The organism is Streptomyces tagetis (assembly GCF_018069565.1).
Classification (GTDB): domain Bacteria; phylum Actinomycetota; class Actinomycetes; order Streptomycetales; family Streptomycetaceae; genus Streptomyces; species Streptomyces tagetis.
The window spans coordinates 118,295-135,618 of sequence record NZ_JAGPNL010000003.1; the positions used below are offsets into that span (position 1 = coordinate 118,295).

General features: G+C 73.2%; 13 protein-coding genes and 1 pseudogene. 2 read left to right on the forward strand and 12 right to left on the reverse strand.

The features are described 5' to 3' along the window. Positions 1 to 37: 37 nt before the first annotated feature. The 5 genes from J5Y05_RS12605 to bldG form a co-directional block, all read right to left on the reverse strand. The gene (locus tag J5Y05_RS12605; RefSeq protein ID WP_210871662.1) at positions 38 to 1,552 is read right to left on the reverse strand and encodes a DUF7059 domain-containing protein; all 1,515 of its coding nucleotides are present in this window, start codon (positions 1,550 to 1,552) and stop codon (positions 38 to 40) included. A 226-nt stretch (positions 1,553 to 1,778) separates the two neighbouring features. Then, on the reverse strand, positions 1,779 to 2,363 hold the full coding sequence (locus tag J5Y05_RS12610; protein ID WP_210871664.1) for a small secreted protein: 585 nt from the start codon (positions 2,361 to 2,363) through the stop codon (positions 1,779 to 1,781). 242 nt (positions 2,364 to 2,605) lie between these two features. Beyond that, complete coding sequence (locus J5Y05_RS12615; protein WP_210871666.1) at positions 2,606 to 5,011, reverse strand: sodium-translocating pyrophosphatase; 2,406 nt, start codon at positions 5,009 to 5,011, stop codon at positions 2,606 to 2,608. 867 nt (positions 5,012 to 5,878) lie between these two features. Next, positions 5,879 to 6,307 carry an ATP-binding protein gene (locus J5Y05_RS12620; RefSeq protein ID WP_210871668.1) on the reverse strand — a complete coding sequence of 143 codons (429 nt, stop codon included), beginning with the start codon at positions 6,305 to 6,307 and terminating at the stop codon, positions 5,879 to 5,881. Positions 6,308 to 6,415: 108 nt separating this feature from the next. Beyond that, positions 6,416 to 6,757, reverse strand: coding sequence for an anti-sigma factor antagonist BldG (gene bldG, locus J5Y05_RS12625; protein WP_003975386.1), 342 nt, complete (start codon positions 6,755 to 6,757; stop codon positions 6,416 to 6,418). Positions 6,758 to 6,837: 80 nt separating this feature from the next. Between bldG and sftH the strand changes: the two genes are divergently transcribed. Continuing rightward, entirely contained in the window at positions 6,838 to 9,384 is a 2,547-nt protein-coding gene (gene sftH / locus J5Y05_RS12630; protein WP_210871670.1) for a DEAD/DEAH box helicase, read from the forward strand. 325 nt (positions 9,385 to 9,709) lie between these two features. On the opposite strand, the pseudogene J5Y05_RS12635 reads toward sftH, so the two are convergent. The 7 genes and pseudogenes from J5Y05_RS12635 to ssd all read right to left on the reverse strand — a co-directional run. After that, a pseudogene (locus J5Y05_RS12635) lies at positions 9,710 to 10,105 on the reverse strand (Rv3654c family TadE-like protein); the annotation flags it as partial. A 194-nt stretch (positions 10,106 to 10,299) separates the two neighbouring features. Further along, positions 10,300 to 10,629 carry a TadE family type IV pilus minor pilin gene (locus tag J5Y05_RS12640; RefSeq protein ID WP_372450491.1) on the reverse strand — a complete coding sequence of 110 codons (330 nt, stop codon included), beginning with the start codon at positions 10,627 to 10,629 and terminating at the stop codon, positions 10,300 to 10,302. Positions 10,630 to 10,783: 154 nt separating this feature from the next. Continuing rightward, entirely contained in the window at positions 10,784 to 10,996 is a 213-nt protein-coding gene (locus tag J5Y05_RS12645; protein ID WP_210871674.1) for a DUF4244 domain-containing protein, read from the reverse strand. 103 nt (positions 10,997 to 11,099) lie between these two features. After that, entirely contained in the window at positions 11,100 to 11,894 is a 795-nt protein-coding gene (locus tag J5Y05_RS12650) for a type II secretion system F family protein (protein ID WP_210871676.1), read from the reverse strand. Further along, positions 11,891 to 12,766 carry a type II secretion system F family protein gene (locus tag J5Y05_RS12655; protein WP_210871678.1) on the reverse strand — a complete coding sequence of 292 codons (876 nt, stop codon included), beginning with the start codon at positions 12,764 to 12,766 and terminating at the stop codon, positions 11,891 to 11,893. The genes J5Y05_RS12650 and J5Y05_RS12655 overlap by 4 nt, the downstream gene beginning before the upstream one ends. After that, positions 12,750 to 13,949, reverse strand: a complete 1,200-nt coding sequence (locus J5Y05_RS12660) for a TadA family conjugal transfer-associated ATPase (RefSeq protein WP_307853881.1) — start codon at positions 13,947 to 13,949, stop codon at positions 12,750 to 12,752. The genes J5Y05_RS12655 and J5Y05_RS12660 overlap by 17 nt, the downstream gene beginning before the upstream one ends. A 431-nt stretch (positions 13,950 to 14,380) precedes the next feature. Then, positions 14,381 to 15,508 carry a septum site-determining protein Ssd gene (gene ssd, locus J5Y05_RS12665; RefSeq protein ID WP_210871680.1) on the reverse strand — a complete coding sequence of 376 codons (1,128 nt, stop codon included), beginning with the start codon at positions 15,506 to 15,508 and terminating at the stop codon, positions 14,381 to 14,383. Positions 15,509 to 16,247: 739 nt separating this feature from the next. Here ssd and J5Y05_RS12670 point away from each other — a divergent pair. After that, the gene (locus J5Y05_RS12670; RefSeq protein WP_210871682.1) at positions 16,248 to 17,081 is read left to right on the forward strand and encodes an HAD family hydrolase; all 834 of its coding nucleotides are present in this window, start codon (positions 16,248 to 16,250) and stop codon (positions 17,079 to 17,081) included. The last annotated feature ends 243 nt before the right edge of the window (positions 17,082 to 17,324 follow it).

The following is a 17,324-nucleotide window of genomic DNA, read 5'->3' on the forward strand; positions in this document are numbered from 1 at the left end:
GGGCCGCCGCCCGCCGCGAAGATCGGTGCGGTTTTCCCTACGCCGGTTCGAGGAAGCCCTGCTCCACCAGGAGCCGGATCTGCGCGGGCGTGCGGTCGCGCAGCGCCACCGGGTCCTCGCCGACGAGCTGGGCGATGGCGTCCAGGATGCGGCCGGCGGTCATCGTGCCGTCGCAGACTCCCGCGAAGCCGGCGCCGACCGTGTCGACGCGGGTGGCCCGGCGCATGCCGCGGTTCTGCCGCAGGACGACGTGCTCGGGGTCCTCGGCGCCGGGCAGTCCGACCTGCTCCTGGACGACCTCGCCGGCCAGCGTGAAACGGGCCGCGAGCAGCGCCGCGTCGTCGTTCTCGCGCAGGTAGTCGAGGCGGTCGAAATGGGCCCGGACCGTCTCGCCGAGCGGCTGCTCGACCGGGTGCGGCCACTCCTCCACCGTGACCGAGGGTTCGGCCGCCGCGGTCCGGCGCAGCGTGATCCAGCCGAAGCCGACGGCCTTGACGCCGCGCGCCTCGAACTCGTCCAGCCACGCGTCGTAACGGGCCTCGTACGCGGCGACGTCACCCCGGTGGTCCCCCGCGTCCCTGAGCCACAGCTCGGCGTACTGCGTGATGTCCTGCACCTCGCGCTGGACGATCCACGCGTCGCAGCCGTCCGGCACCCAGGAGCGCAGCCGCTCGGTCCACTCCTGCCCCTCCACGTGCTGCCAGTTCGCCAGGAAGTGCGCGAAGCCGCCCTCGGCGAGCCGCCGGCCGGTCTGCCGGACGAGCGTGCGGCACAGGTCGTCCCCGGCCATCCCGCCGTCCCGGTACGTGAGCCGGGCCCCGGGCGAGATCACGAACGGCGGGTTGGACACGATCAGGTCGTACGTCTCCTCGCCGACCGGCTCGAACAGCGAGCCCTCCCGCAGATCGGCGGCGGGCGCCCCGGACAGGGCGAGCGTGAGCGCGGTGATGTGCAGGGCGCGCGGGTTGACGTCGGTCGCCGTCACGCGCGTGGCGTGCCCGGAGGCGTGCAGCGCCTGGATGCCGGAACCGGTGCCCAGGTCGAGGGCGGCCCGGACGGGCGTGCGCACGGTGAGGCCGGCGAGCGTGGTCGAGGCGCCGCCGACGCCGAGGACGACGCCCTCGGCCCGGTTGCCGATGCCGCCGGCGCCGCCGACGGCGCAGCCCAGGTCGGAGACGATGAACCAGTCCTCGCCGTCCGGTCCGCCGTACGGGCGTACGTCGACGGTGGCCGCCACCTCCTCCCCGTCGGTGCGCACGAGCCACCCGTGCTCCAGGCAGTCGCCCAGGGGCAGGACGTCTGCCACGCGCGCGTGGGGCACGGGTTGCTGGAGCAGGAACAGCCGCACGAGCAGTTCCAGCGGCGTGTCGCCCCGGGTGGCGCGGAGCGCGGGCACGGTCTCGCTGCGGGACAGCGCCGCGTAGGCGGGGGCGCCGAGCAGCTCCAGCAGTCCGTCGGCGGTGAAGGACGCCCCGAGCAGGGCCTCCCGCAGTCGGGCGGCGACGTCGGGGCGGTCGGCGGAGGGAAGGGGAGAGAGGCTGGCGTTACTCACGCCCCCATTGTGGCCCTCGTCCCGCTCCTCGGCCGTGGGGTGGGACGAGGGGTGCGTCGCTGTGGGTGGGTGCGTCGCGGGGTGGTGCGGGCGAGGGGGTGTCGCGGGAGCGGGGGTGTCGCGGGAGCGGGGTGTCGCGGGAGCGGGGGCGGACCTGCGCGGCGGGGCGGGACGCGGCGGGGCGCGGCGGTGGCGGGTGTCAGCCTCGCGTGGCCGGGATGCGGTGTCAGCCCTGCGCGGCCGGGGCGGTGGCCGACTTGCAGCTCGGCTGCTTGGCCATCGCCTTGCCGACGTCGCCCTCCTCCAGGGTCCTGAGCGCGTCGCTGCCGTTCTTGCCGAGCTTGTTCAGCTCGGTGGCGATGCCCTTGAGGCCGTCGGCGAACTTGGCCTGGTCCTTGGTGTCGAGGTCCTCCACCTGTGTCTTCAGGGAGGCGTACGCCGAGGAGAGCGTGTTGAGTTCCTTGACGGCGTCCTTCTGCTTCTTCTCGCCGTCGTCGACGTTCGGCGGGCCGGCCTTCTGGACGGCCGCGCCCATCGCCTTGTAGGCGTCGGACATGTCCTGGAACGCCTTCGCGTCGGTCTTCTGGACCTGCTCCGGCGTGCTGTTGTCCGAGGTCTCCTTCTGGATCGCGGTGTTGGCGTCCGCGATCTTCTTGGCCTGCGGCTGCACCGCGTCGCAGACCTGCTTCGCCCAGGCGTCCAGCTTCTCGTTGCCGTCGTCGCCGCCGCATCCGGTCAGCGCCAGTGCCAGTACCGCACCGCCGGACAGCGCGGCCGCGAGCTTCTTGTTCACCGGTTTGGTCCCTTCCATGGCTCTCGGCCCCGGAACATACACGCCGGATGGAGGACACAGGCAGGACGGGCATCCGTTAAGAGTGTGTCTGACGCCATTTGCACCAAGAGAGAGAAGCCTCACCACGCGCGGGCGTGTCCGCGCCGCGCACACCGACGACACGGGTGAACACCAGGGCACGCGACACGGGCGGACGGCGTGTCAACACACGCCGCCCGCCCACGTCTTGGCAGGCTCTCGCCGGTCCGGAGGCCGGGCGGCTAGGGCACCACCGCCGGGTCGGGTGACCTCGGTGTGCGACCGGGGTCGTCCCCGTCGTCCACGGCGATACCGCGCCGCTTGGACACGTACACCGCCGCGGCGATGACGAGGAACGCGACGACCGCGACCAGTACCCGTACGCCGATGCTCCGGTCGGCGCCGTAGGAGAACTTGATGACCGCGGGCGCGATGAGCAGCGCCACCAGGTTCATCACCTTCAGCAGCGGGTTGATGGCCGGTCCGGCGGTGTCCTTGAAGGGGTCGCCGACCGTGTCGCCGATGACGGTCGCCGCGTGGGCCTCGCTGCCCTTGCCACCGTGGTGGCCGTCCTCGACGAGCTTCTTGGCGTTGTCCCAGGCGCCGCCGGAGTTGGCGAGGAACACCGCCATCAGCGTGCCCGAGCCGATGGCCCCCGCCAGGAAGGCCCCGAGCGCGCCGACGCCGAGCGTGAACCCGATGAAGATGGGCGCCATCACGGCGAGCAGTCCGGGCGTGGCCAGTTCGCGCAGGGCGTCCCGGGTGCAGATGTCGACGACCTTGCCGTACTCCGGGGTCTCGCTGTAATCCATGATCCCGGGCTTCTCACGGAACTGGCGCCGCACCTCGAAGACCACCGAACCCGCCGACCGTGACACCGCGTTGATCGCCAGCCCTGAGAAGAGGAAGACGACCGCCGCGCCGGCGATGAGCCCGACCAGGTTGTTGGGCTGTGAGATGTCCATCATCAGGTTCATCGGAGCGCCCGGCCCGGTCAGCTTCTCCCCCACCTCCCGGGCGCCGGTGGTGATGGCGTCCCGGTACGAGCCGAACAGCGCGGACGCGGCGAGGACGGCCGTGGCGATGGCGATGCCCTTGGTGATCGCCTTGGTGGTGTTGCCGACGGCGTCCAGCTCGGTGAGCACCTGCGCGCCGGCGCCCTCGACGTCGCCGGACATCTCGGCGATGCCCTGGGCGTTGTCGGCGACGGGGCCGAAGGTGTCCATCGCCACGATCACGCCGACCGTGGTGAGCAGGCCGGTGCCGGCCAGCGCCACCGCGAACAGCGCCAGCATGATCGAGGTGCCGCCGAGCAGGAACGCCCCGTAGACGCCGAGACCGATCAACAGGGCGGTGTACACGGCGGATTCGAGGCCGACCGAGATCCCCGCGAGGATGACGGTGGCGGGACCGGTGAGCGAGGTCTTGCCGATGTCCCTGACGGGGCGCCGGGTGGTCTCGGTGAAGTAGCCGGTGAGTTGCTGGATCAGGGCGGCGAGCACGATGCCGATGGCCACCGCGACCAGGGCGAGGACCCGCGGGTCGCCGCTCTTGCCCACGATCGCCGCGTCGGTGACCCCGTCGAGGTCGGCGTACGAGCCGGGGAGGTAGACGAAGACGGCCACCGCCACCAGTACCAGCGAGATCACCGCGGAGAGGAAGAAACCCCGGTTGATCGCGCTCATACCGCTGCGGTCGGAGCGCCGGGGCACCACCGCGAAGATCCCGACCATGGCCGTGATCACGCCGATCGCCGGGACCAGCAGCGGGAAGGCGAGCCCCGCGTCGCCGAAGGCGACCTTGCCGAGGATCAGCGCGGCGACCAGGGTCACCGCGTAGGACTCGAAGAGGTCGGCGGCCATGCCCGCGCAGTCGCCGACGTTGTCGCCCACGTTGTCGGCGATGGTCGCGGCATTGCGCGGATCGTCCTCCGGAATGCCCTTTTCCACCTTGCCGACCAGGTCGGCGCCGACGTCGGCGGCCTTGGTGAAGATGCCGCCGCCGACCCGCATGAACATGGCGATCAGCGCGGCGCCCAGGCCGAAGCCCTCCAGCACCTTCGGCGCGTCGGCCGCGTAGACGAGCACCACGCAACAGGCGCCCAGCAGGCCGAGCCCCACGGTGAACATGCCGACGACGCCGCCCGTCCTGAAAGCGATCTTCGTCGCCTTGTGCGAGACGAGAGTGAGATCCTTTTCCGGCTCTCCCGGCGCCGGTGTCGCTTCCCGCGCCGCCGCGGCGACGCGCACGTTACTGCGGACGGCGAGTCGCATTCCGAAATATCCGGTCGCCGCCGAGAACGCCGCACCTACCAGGAAGAAGATCGACCGTCCGGCGCGCTGATTCCAGTCGTCCGCGGGCAACAGCATGAGCAGGAAGAACACCACGACGGCGAATACGCCGAGCGTGCGCAACTGCCTGGCCAGATAGGCGTTCGCACCTTCCTGGACCGCCTCCGCGATCTTCTTCATACGGTCGGTGCCCGCGTCCGCCGCCAGCACCTGACGCACCAGGACCCCCGCCAGTACCAGAGCGGCCAGGGCGACGACCGCGATGACCGCGATCAGCACCCGGTTCCCGTCGGTCAGCACCGCGGCGGCGAGGTTCGGGGATGCGCCCCATTGATGAGGGATGGGAAGCTCCGCCATTCGTCCTCCTTGACGCTTGGGCTGAGCTCACGATGTGGACGGGATTGTAGGTACGGGAACCCGATCAAAACAGAGCGCGACAAATAGATGTGCACTGTCAACCGAAAAGCGATGCTCGCGGTAATGCCTTTCGGGCGTTAAAACCGGCTGACGGAGATCATTTTTCGTGATCCATTCACAGCACACGAGGAACGTGAAGGAATTCACGTGGCGCACTGGACCACTGTAGGCGCGCGACTCCCCTCCCGCACATGCCGAAAAGCCCCCTGCCACAGGGCCTTTCGGGTGACGCGAGGCCGCGTGATGGGGCGTGGGAGCACTCGGGTGAAGTGGGGAAGCGGTGGGGGGCGGGCCGGCACCTGGCGGAGGGATGGAGGACTGGGGGTGGGGCGGGCGTGGACGGGTGCTCGGCGAGGTGTGGGGGCGCGGGTGGGTGCCGGGGGAACGCCGGGGGAGGTGACCGACAGGGGGCGGCGTGGAGGAGCCCGAGGGGGCGTGGGTGGGGTGGCGATGCGCCGGGTGGTCAGCGGGCGGTATCGCGGATCAGGGCGGGAGCGGGGCGTGACGGCGGTGCTGCAGGGGCGCCTGCCGCCAGAGGCCGGGGCCCCGGGGCGGGGCAGGGGCCTCGGGGCAGGGGCAGTGACCTCGTGGCAGAAGCCCCGGGGCGAAGGCGAGGGCGGAGCCGTCGCGGAGCCGTCGCGGAGCCGTCGCGGAGCCGTCGGCCAGCCGGCCGACCCTGCCGGGCCCGGCCCGGAACAACGCCCGGGGATTGCCGAAGTGACGCCCCTCGGGTCAGCCCGGAAAGCGCGGCCGAAAGCCACGCCACCGAGGCCGACGCCCTGGGGCAGAGCGAACGGTCGACAAAAATCAGGCGGTCGGCAGGTCCGCGGGAGCGGTCGGCCAGGTCATGCGGATCAGGCCACCGTCCTCGTCCGCCGTGACCTTCACGTCGTCGACAAGACCGCTGATGACCGCGAGGCCCATCTCGTCCTCCTCGGCCTCCGTGTCCGGGGCGGCGCCGCCGGCGGCGCCGCCCGTGACGGCGTGCGGTGCCTCGTCACCGACCTCGATGGAGAACTGCTTCTCCTCCTCGATCAGCGCCACCGTCACCGGTGCCGTGATGCCCACGTTCCTGTGCAGGCCCACGGCCCGGCTGCACGCCTCACCGACGGCGAGCCTGACCTCGTCGAGGACCGCCTCGTCCACTCCGGCCCGGCGTGCCACGGCTGCCGCCACGAGACGGGCGGTGCGGACATGCTCGGGCAGCGCGCTGAAGCGGAGTTCAACGGTGGCCATGCATCCCCCTCGGAGCTACGGGCGTGCTGTCGAGGGTCCGGGCGGACACCGGCCCGGACCCCCCTGGTTCTGCGGGCGCCCCGGGCCGGGGCGGGCCCGGGATGGACGTCAGTCGGTGGCCGCCACCGCCTCCTCCACCGAGGTGTGAATCGGGAACACCTTGGTGAGGCCGGTGATACGGAAAATCTTGAGAATGCGCTCCTGGTTGCAGACCAGGCGGAGCGAGCCCTCGTGGGCACGCACACGCTTCAGGCCACCGACCAGCACACCGAGCCCGGTGGAGTCGAGGAAGTCCACGCCCTCCATGTCGACGACGAGGTGGAAACTCCCGTCGTTCACCAGCTCGACCAACTGCTCACGCAGCTTGGGCGCGGTGTATACGTCAATTTCGCCACCGACCTCGACGACCGTACGATCGCCGACGGTACGGGTCGACAGGGACAGGTCCACGGATCCTCCAGCACCTTGCTATCGAGCGGTCGCCCCTCAGGGCTTCGGCTTGAAGCCCCCAGGACGGTTCGCCAGCCGCGATGGCATTCAATCACTTACCGGCAGGCGTGCACGACGCCTTGGTCCCATTGTCCGTCACGCCAGTGACACACTCGGTGCCGATGGCCAAGAATCACCGATCCGATCGACCCCTGGCCGGGCCCGCCTCCCAGGCGTTTCCGGGCACGATCCTGCACCGGCTCGCCGCGGGACCGAGCCGGTCTGCGCGCATCACTCATACGGAGCACTTGCCCCCGCGCGCGGGCCGTCATGCCGCCTGGCCCGACCGGATTCGCCCGGAGGTGGTCGACGCCGTGCGGGCCGCCGGCGTCGAACGCCCCTGGGTCCACCAGGCGCGCGCCATCGAGCACGCGCTGGACGGCGATTCCGTGGTCGTGGCCACCGGCACCGCCTCCGGCAAGTCCCTGGCCTACCTGGTCCCGGTGCTGTCCGCCCTGCTGGACGGCGCCGGTCCCCTCGCGCCGCGGGCCGGGCGGGGCGCGGCAGCGGATCTCGGCGCCGGTGCGCGGAGGGCGGGAGGGCGCGGCGCCACGGCCCTCTACCTGGCCCCCACCAAGGCTCTCGCCGCCGATCAGTGCCGGGCGGTGAAGGACCTCGCCGAGCCGCTCGGCACGCCCGTACGCGCCGCGGTGTACGACGGCGACACCCCGTTCGAGGAACGCGAGTGGATTCGCCAGTACGCCACGTACGTCCTGACCAACCCGGACATGCTGCACCGCGGCATCCTGCCCTCCCATCCCCGCTGGTCGTCGTTTCTGAAGTCGCTCAAGTACGTCGTGATCGACGAGTGCCACACCTACCGGGGCGTCTTCGGTTCGCACGTCGCCCAGGTGCTGCGACGGCTGCGCAGGCTGTGCGCCCGCTACGGCGCCTCCCCGGTCTTCCTGCTGGCCTCCGCCACCGCCGCCGAGCCCTCGGTGGCGGCCCGCCGGCTCACCGGAGTGCCGGTGGTGGAGGTCGCCGACGACGCCTCGCCCCGCGGTGAACTGGTGTTCGCCCTCTGGGAGCCGCCCCTGACCGAACTCCGGGGCGAAAAGGGAGCACCCGTACGGCGTACGGCCACCGCCGAGGCCGCCGATCTGCTCACCGACCTCACCGTGCAGGGTCTGCGCTCGATCACCTTCGTCCGTTCCCGGCGCGGGGCCGAGCTGATCTCGGTGATCGCCCAGGAACGCCTGGCCGAGGTCGACCGGTCCCTGTCCCGGCGTGTCGCGGCCTACCGGGGCGGCTATCTCCCGGAGGAGCGCCGGGCCCTCGAAGGCGCCCTGCACTCGGGTGAACTCCTCGGGCTCGCGGCCACCAACGCCCTCGAACTCGGCGTCGACATCTCCGGCCTGGACGCGGTGGTGATCGCCGGCTATCCGGGCACCCGCGCCTCGCTGTGGCAGCAGGCCGGCCGTGCGGGCCGGTCCGGTGAGGGCGCCCTCGCGGTGCTGGTCGCCCGGGACGACCCGCTGGACACCTTCCTGGTCCACCATCCGGAGGCCCTGTTCGACCAGCCGGTGGAATCCACCGTCCTCGACCCCGACAACCCGTACGTCCTCGCCCCGCACCTGTGCGCCGCGGCGGCCGAACTGCCGCTGACCGAGGAGGACCTGCCGCTCTTCGGCCCCACCTGCGAGAAGGTGATCCCCCAACTGGAGGCGGCGAAGCTGCTGCGCCGGCGGACCAGGGCCTGGCACTGGACGCGCCGCGAACGGGCCGCCGACCTGACCGACATCCGCGGCGAGGGCGGGCAGCCGGTCCAGGTCGTGGAGGCCGGTACAGGCCGGCTGCTCGGCACGGTCGACGCCGGTGCCGCCCACACGACCGTCCACGAGGGCGCCGTCCACCTCCACCAGGGCCGTACGTACCTCGTGCGCTCCCTCGACCTGGAGGACTCCGTCGCCCTCGTCGAGCAGGCCACGCCGTCGTACTCGACGGTCGCCCGCGACACCACGTCGATCTCCGTCCTGGAGACTGACACCGAGATCCCGTGGGGCGACGGCCGCCTGTGCCACGGCTCGGTCGAGGTCACCAACCAGGTGGTCTCCTTCCTGCGCCGGCGCCTGATCACCGGTGAGGTCCTGGGCGAGACCAAGCTCGACCTGCCACCGCGGACGCTGCGCACGCGCGCGGTGTGGTGGACGGTCACCGAGGACCAACTCGACGCGGCCCGGATCGGTCCGGAGATCCTCGGCGGCGCCCTGCACGCCGCCGAGCACGCCTCGATCGGCCTGCTGCCCCTCTTCGCGACCTGCGACCGCTGGGACATCGGCGGCGTCTCGGTGCCGCTGCACCCGGACACGCTGTTGCCGACGGTCTTCGTCTACGACGGCCATCCCGGCGGGGCGGGCTTCGCCGAGCGTGCCTTCCACACGGCCCGCGACTGGCTGGCGGCCACGCGCGAGGCCATCGCGTCCTGCGAGTGCGACGCCGGCTGCCCGTCCTGCATCCAGTCCCCCAAGTGCGGCAACGGCAACGATCCGCTGCACAAACGGGGCGCGGTCCGCCTGCTGACGGTCCTCTTGCGAGGCGCGGAAGGCGACGGGGGCAGTGGTGGCCCACCTCCCGTGACGGACCGGTAGTGCTTCGCCAGGGTGTCTCGCCACCCGCCGCGTCCAGGAACGGGCGTGATGGGCCCTCCCGGGCGCGAAGGGCTTCGCGCCGGGCTCAGGGGCCGTCACCGGGGGCCCGGGCGGCAGGCCGGGGGTCCAGGGCCGCGTGCCGGTGCTCTGCGACGGGTTCAGGGGCCACCGCCCCGCGCACCCGGGCCCGGACGGCAGGGCCGAGGTCCGTCGCCACACGCACCGAGGGCTCGGCGAAAGGTCCCGTGGCCTCAGCCCCTCGCACCGGAGCCTTCACGGCACGCCCCGCCGTGCCGACCGGCTCCGCCCGCCCCGCCGTCGGCACAGGGCCTCCTGGCCACTCACCCGGCCCCGGGCCTGGGGGCCCCGCTCTCGCACGGACCTCCGCCGCGAAGGGGCCCCGGCCCGACGACGCCGTCACGTCCGAGATCTGCCCGACGAGCACGCACCGTACGAGCCGCGTGCCCTGGGCCCGCGCGATCCGGTCCGCCTGCTCACAGGCCGCCGTATCGCCACGCGCCCAGTGGTCCGCCGCCGCGAGCGCCGCGAGATCGGCGCCGCCCGCCGCACGATGGCGGGCCACGACGGCCTGTCCCAGGGCCAGCACGACGCCGAAGACCAGGCACAGTACGGCGATGGCGACGACGCTCCAGACGGTGGCCGACCCCCGATCACGCCCCGGGCCGGTCCCGGAACCAGGAGCCGGGGACTCCCGCCCCAGGCCGGTCCCGGAACCAGGAGCCGGGGACTCCTCCGACGCCTCCGACTCCTCCGGAGCCACCGCCGCACCGTGCCGTAGCGGCGCACCGCGCCCCGCCTCCGTCCCCGAGCCCCCCACGGGGCCTGTACGCGGCCCCGAGGCCCTGCGGAGGCGCGGGGACGCCCGCATCGGCCACCAGAGGATGCCGCGGCCCTTCATGCCCCGGTGCCCGTCTCTCGGGCCGACCCGGACCCCGTGCCCCGGGCCATCGCCGGGTCCGGCGCTTGTTCCGCCGCCGCCACCGCCTCCTCGCGTACCTCGAAGGGCAGGCCACCCAGCACCGGCGGTCGGGCCACCACGACCACACGGACCCGGTCCGCCTCCCGGCTGACCGTGATCCGGGCGCCACGCGGCGCCGCCTCACGGGCGACCTCGATGACCGCGTCGGGCGGGTCCTGGCGGGCGGCGGCGCGGGCGCCCGCCCGAGCCGCGTCCACACACTGGATCTGGGCGGCCACGACCAGGAGCACCCACACCAGGGCCATCGCGAACGCCACCAGCACCGGCAGCACCACGGCGGTCTCCGCCGTCACGAACCCCTCATCACCCGAGCCCGCGGCCCGCCTCCCGGCCCGTTGGCCGCATCGCCCCCTCTCCCCCGCTTTACCGGCTCCCCGATCCGACCGGCTCGTCTTCCGCTCACATCCGCACACTGAGCGCCTGCTTCACGATGCGCTGCAACTCGGTGCTGACCGCCCCGCTCGTCACCACCTTGTAGAGGACCACCGCGAACGCCACGGCCGCGACGATGCCCATCGCGTACTCCGACGTGACCATCCCCGCGTCCCGTCGCCGCGCCGTCCGTGCCCTGATCGCCAGGGCACGCAGCCGTGCCCGTGCCGCCTGAAACATCACAACCCCCGTAAGGTCCGTTCCCACCGCTCGCTTGCTCTTGCTCGTACCTCGGCCGTCGGTCGCCCGCCTCAGTGGCAGGGTGCCGCGCGGTCCCGTCCCGTCAGCGACCACCTCCTCCGCCCAGCACTCCGCCCGCGAGGCCGATCACGACGGGGAGGACGCCCACCGCGACGAAGGCGGGCAGGAAGCACAGCCCCACCGGAGCGGTGACCATGACGGCCGCCCGGCGGGCCCTGGTCGTCGTCGCCCGTGCCCGGTCGGCGCGTGCCTGCGCGGCAAGACGGGCGACGGGAGCGGCGGCGGGCAGCCCGGAGACGTCGGCCCGTTCCAGCAGCCGGGCGAGCGGGCCGGCTCCGGGAAGCTCGGCCAGGGCGTGCCAGGCGCCGCCCGGCTCTCCGCCGAGCCGCACTTCCGCCGCGCCACGGGCCAGAGCGTCCCCGAGCGGTCCCCCGAGGGCGTCACCCACCGCCCGCGCCGCGACGACCGGGCCGGCGCCCGCGGCGACGCAGGCCGCCAGGAGGTCGGCGGCGAGCGGCAGTTGGCGGGCGGCTTCCTCCGCGAGGGCCTTCTCCGCATCCCCGCCTGTCGCCGCTCTCCGGGTCTGCCAGCGCCACAGGCCCGCCGCGAGCAACAGCCCCACCAGGGCTCCGGCCGCTCCCCCGATCAGGGCCCACCCGGCTCCCGCCGTGCCCAGCAGGGGCAGCCCCCGACGAACGGCGCCCACCACTTCGGTGCGCCGGGTGCCGGGGCCGGACAGCTCCGGCGTCAGCAGTGCGGTGAGCCGTCCGCGTGCCTTCCGGTCCCGCCGGGCCGCTCCCGCCCAGTGCGCCAGCGCTCCGGCCGCCGCTACCGTCCCCAGCACCGCCCCCAGCCTGTGGACAACCTCCCCGCTCATGCCACCGCCTCCGCTCCGCGCACGATCCGCGTCACCCACCACACGCCGAGGCCCTCCAAGACGCCGCCGGCCAGCAGACAGCCCAGTCCCGCTCCGGTGTGCAGCAGCACGTGCAGCGGGTCGGAACCCAGGGCGACGCCCAGGAGGAGCCCCAGGGCCGGAAGGCAGGCGAGCATCACCACTGTCGCGCGGGCACCGGCCAGTTGGGCACGCAGGTCGGCCCGCTGGTCCCGTTCGGCGCGCAAAGCGGTCTCCAGCCGGTCGAGTCCGGCCGCGAGTCCGGCGCCCTGGTCCACGGCCACCCGCCAGCACGCCGCGAGGCCCCGCAGCCCCTCGGCGCCCGGCTGCCGTGCCGCCGCGGTCAGCGCGCCCGGGACGTCCCCGCCGAACCTGGCCGCCGCCAGCAATCCCGCCCGCGCCTCCCCGAGCCCGCGGAAGTCCCGTGCGGCCCACACCAGCGCCTCGGCCGGCTGCCGTCCCGCCCGCACCTCACCGGCGAGAGCCCCGCACAACGCGATCACCGCGTCCTGCCGGCGTTCACCATCGCGCCGGACGCTCCCGGCCCGCCGCACCCCGCGCAGTACCGGCACCCCGGCCGCCCCCGCGACGACCGGCAGCACCGAACCGCCCAGCACCGCCAGCAGCGCTCCGGCGACGAGGCACCACCACTCGGGGCGCACCCTGCCGTGGGCCCGCAGCAGGGCCTCCCGCAGCCGGTGCGCCGGGGGCGGCGGACCGGTCCCGGCCGTGCCTCCGTGGGCGAGCAGCAGCCTCGCGCGCCGTACCCCGGGATGTCCTCCGCCCGCCAGCCACCCGGCCACCCCCAGACACACCAGGGCCAGTCCCACCGACAACTCACCGATGGTCGTCACCGGCGCACCTCCCTTCCCGCGGCCCCGCTTCGATTCCGTCGCCGCGCAGCAGTTCCCGCAGCCGCGCCCAGCCCCGCTCCGCCACGAACGCCCCCGGACCCCACCGCAGCGCCGGCACCGTCCGGACCAGGCCCGACGGGTCCCGTTCCAGGACGTGGACCTCGGCGATGCGGCGCCGCCCGGCCCGGTCGCGTACCAGGTGCAGGACCACCGACAGGGCCGCCGCCAACTGGCTGTGCAGCGCCGCCCGGTCGAGCCCCGCGGCCGTGCCGAGCGCCTCCAGCCGGGCCGGGACGTCGGCGGCGGCGTTGGCGTGCACGGTGCCGCAACCGCCCTCGTGGCCGGTGTTCAGGGCGGCGAGCAGGTGGACGACCTCGGGGCCGCGCACCTCCCCGACGACAAGGCGGTCCGGTCGCATCCGCAGTGCCTGTCTGACCAGGTCCTCCAGGCTGACCAGGCCCGCGCCCTCCTGGTTCGCGGGCCGGGTCTCCAGGCGGACGACGTGCGGATGGTCGGGTCGCAGCTCGGCCGAGTCCTCGGCGAGGACGATGCGTTCGCCGGGCCCGACGAGGCCGAGCAGGGCGCTCAGGAGGGTCGTCTTGCCGCTGCCGGTGCCTCCGCTGACGAGGAAGGACAGACGTGCGTGCATGAGGGCCCGGAGCACCCCGTCCCCGCCGGGCGGCACCGTGCCGGCCGCCGCGAGTTCGCCGAGTGTGAAGGCGCGGGGCCGCGCCACCCGCAGGGACAGGCAGGTGCAGCCGACGGCGACCGGGGGCAGTACGGCGTGCAGCCGGGTCCCGTCGGGCAGCCGGGCGTCCACCCAGGGCCGGGCGTCGTCGAGCCGCCGTCCGGCGACCCCGGCGAGACGCTGCGCGAGGCGCCGCACCGCACCGGCGTCCGGGAAGGAGACGGGCGTCAACTCCAGTCCGCCGCCCCGGTCGACCCAGACCCGGTCCGGCGCGGACACCAGGACGTCGGTCACCGCGGGGTCGGCGAGCAACGGCTCCAGGGGGCCCGAGCCGACGAGTTCCGACCGCAGTTGTTCGGCGGCGCCCAGGACTTCGGCGTCTCCGAGCACCCGTCCCTGATCGCGCAGGGCCTGCGCCACGCGGGCCGGTGTCGGTTCCGCCCCGCGATCGGCCAGCCACCGCCGTACGCCGTCGAGCAGCCCTGGAGCCGCCACGGGAGTCTCTCCGGCGTCCGTCCCCGAGGACGTCGACGAAGCGCCACCCGACGCCCCGGCCGTCCCGTGCCCCGGCAACTCGGAGACACCCGCCCCCGCAGCCAGGGGCCTCAGCTCACCGGCGCCGGTCGACCGGTCGGTCCCCGCGTAGGGTCCGGGGTCGGTCTCCCTGCTCTCCCTCTCCACCGCAGCCCACGACGGCCGCCGCCGCGCAGGGAGTCCAGCCGTGGCCGAGCCCGCCGGGCTCTGAGACGCCGCCCCTGCGGCAGTGCCGGCGGGGAGCCCCGTGGAAGGCACCGTGCCGCCTCCCGGCACCCCGAAAGCCACGCCCGCAAGCCGTCCGAAGGCCACCCCCGTGGGCCTCCCGACCGTCACCTCCTCATCCTCCGACGCGACGTACCGCACGGCCGCCTCGCCGCTCGCCTGCGTCCTCATGCGGCCCCGCCCCCGTCCGCGACCAGCGCGCGTTCCCAGAACTCCCGGCAGAAGCGCGCCAGTGGCCCCCGTCCGGCGGCACCCGGCGGCCGACCGCCCTCCGTCCCCCGCAGCAGCCCGGCCTCGACGGGTACCTCGCCCACCAGCGGCAGCCCGAGCAGCCGGGCCACCTCGCGGTCGTCGAGCCCGGCGCCGTACGGCCCCCGCACCGCGACACGCAGGTCCCGCAGGACCATGCCGACGGCGGAGGCCACCCGCCCCGCCGCCGCGACCGCGCGCAGTTCGGCCGGGACGACGAGCAGGCCGACGTCGAGCTGGGCGAGGACCTCGGCGGCCCCGTCGTCGATGCGGCGGGGCAGATCGACGACGACCGTGCCGCCCCTGCGCCGAGCCGCGGCCAGCACCGCCCGTACCGCCTGGGGCGGCACCGCGACGCAGTCGCCCCTGTCCCAGCTCAGCACCCGCAGCGAGTGCAGTTCGGGCAGCGACTCCTCCAGGGCTCCGCCTCCGACCCGGCCCCGTGAGCCGGCGAACGCGGGCCACCTCAGTCCCTCGGCCGTCTCACCTCCGAGCAGCACGTCGAGCCCGCCGCCCAGCGGATCGGCGTCCACCAGCAGGCTGCGCAGCCCTTGGTGTGCGGAGGTGACGGCGAGCGCGCAGGCCAGTGTGGAGGCCCCCGCCCCACCCCGCCCACCGATGACGCCGACGGTGAGGGCGGGGCGGCCGACGCCCTCGGCGACGTCCGCGATGCGGTCGACGAGCCACTGTTCGCCGTCGGGGAGCATCAGGACGTGGTCGGCGCCGATCTCGACGGCACGGCGCCAGATCCCCGGGTCGTCCTGGTCTCGGCCGACCAGCACCACACCGCGTCTGCGCGGGGTCCCCCGGACGCGGCCGGCGGCGTCGTCACCGACCAGGACGAGTGGTGCCGCCTCCCAGCTTCCGGGCCGTCCGGACCCCGGCGGGGACGCGGGCGGGCAGTGGTGCACCTCGGGTGTGGCCCCGGCCGCCGCGCACAGGCGCAGCAGGTCGTCGAGGAGTTCGGCGTCCTCGGTCACGATCAGCGGTCCGCCGTGCCTCTCTCCGGCCCCGGACGGCGGGCCATGAGCGGTGATTCCCGCCATGACTGCATCCCCCTTCGACATGTCTCTCGTCATCTCTCGATCCCTCTCGGTCTTCCGGTCCCTGGACTCGGACGTCCCGGTACCGAGGGCCCGGTACCGGTACCAATGGCCCGGTGCCGGTGGTTCGGTACCGCCGGCCCGGGGTCGGTCTCCGGTGGCGAGTCCCGGCAGCGCGTTCTCCCGGTCTCCCGGTGCGCCGGTGGCTCGATCTCTCTCGCACCCGATCTCTCACGCACCCGACGGCATGCGGCACCTCGCCGCACCGCCGTGCCTCGTACCGCGAAGTCGGCCGGCGATGGCGTTGCGTGGGAATCACGATGCGGGGAACGCGAAAATGATGTGGATCTTGGTGGAAAACTGTGGACAAGTCCCGGGCCTGTGAATATCGCCGTCACCCGTACAGGTGAGCGCCACCGCGAGAACACCCCCACCCGAGGGAGGTTTCTTCCACAGAGCAGCGCGATCACTACGGACGGTTATAAATCATGGGCATGACAATGCACCGGGACCGGGCCACGCCCGTACCGCACCATCACTGACCACAAGAGGAAAAACCCACCCGGACATGCGACGACCCCCGCCGGGGGGGAGAGCGGGGGTCGTCTCCACGGCCGACTCGGGGGGGGAGGAGTCGGGCCGGGTTAGCACGGTCGCGAACGATCCGTGACTTCCATGGTGTACCCGAGAGCCCTCTCAGGCAAACCCACGCGCCACACCTTACGCCGAATGGGCTGCGCCTATGCTCGGAGTCGTGGAAAACCACTCCTTGCCCCGCACAGCGGCCTTCTTCGACCTGGACAAGACGGTCATTGCGAAGTCGAGCACTCTCACCTTCAGCAAGTCCTTCTACCAAGGCGGGCTGATCAACCGCAGGGCCGTCTTGCGTACCGCATATGCCCAGTTCATCTTCCTCGCCGGCGGCGCCGACCACGACCAGATGGAGCGGATGCGCAAGTACCTGTCCGCGCTGTGCCGCGGCTGGAACGTCGAGCTGGTCAAGGAACTCGTCGCGGAGACCCTGCACGACCTCATCGACCCGATCATCTACGACGAGGCGGCCTCCCTGATCGAGGAGCACCACATCGCCGGCCGCGACGTGGTGATCGTCTCCACGTCCGGCGCCGAGGTCGTCGAGCCGATCGGCGAACTGCTCGGCGCGGATCGCGTGGTGGCGACCCGGATGGCCGTCGGCGACGACGGCTGCTTCACGGGGGAGGTTGAGTACTACGCGTACGGCCCGACCAAGGCCGAGGCCGTCCGGGAGCTGGCCGCGTCGGAGGGGTACGACCTCGCCCGCTGTTACGCCTACAGCGACTCGGTGACCGATCTGCCGATGCTGGAGTCGGTCGGACATCCGCACGCCGTGAACCCGGACCGGGCCTTGCGCCGCGAAGCCGTGGCGCGGGAGTGGCCGATTCTCGATTTCCACCGGCCCGTGCGGCTCAAGCGGCGCATTCCCGCATTCTCCGTACCGCCGCGTCCGGCGCTCGTTGCCGCCGCGGCACTGGGCGCCGCGGCGGCAACGGCGGGACTCGTCTGGTATGCGAGTCGACGCCGGGCAGCAGTTGCCTGAGCAACCTTTTCACCCGCTTTTGGGCGCAAAAGTAAAGAAGTGAGACGACCCCTTCCCCTTACCGCGCGGCGGTAGTACAAAGGATTCAACGGCCCGCGAGACCAGGGACATCCGAAAGGATCACCTCACACAACGCACATGGCCCCACGGACCGAGCATGAACACCGGGCACCCACGCGACGTCGACCCGTCGATTACGGGCCAGCCGCACCAGGTGACGGGCAAAGTCCCCGGCCTGATGGG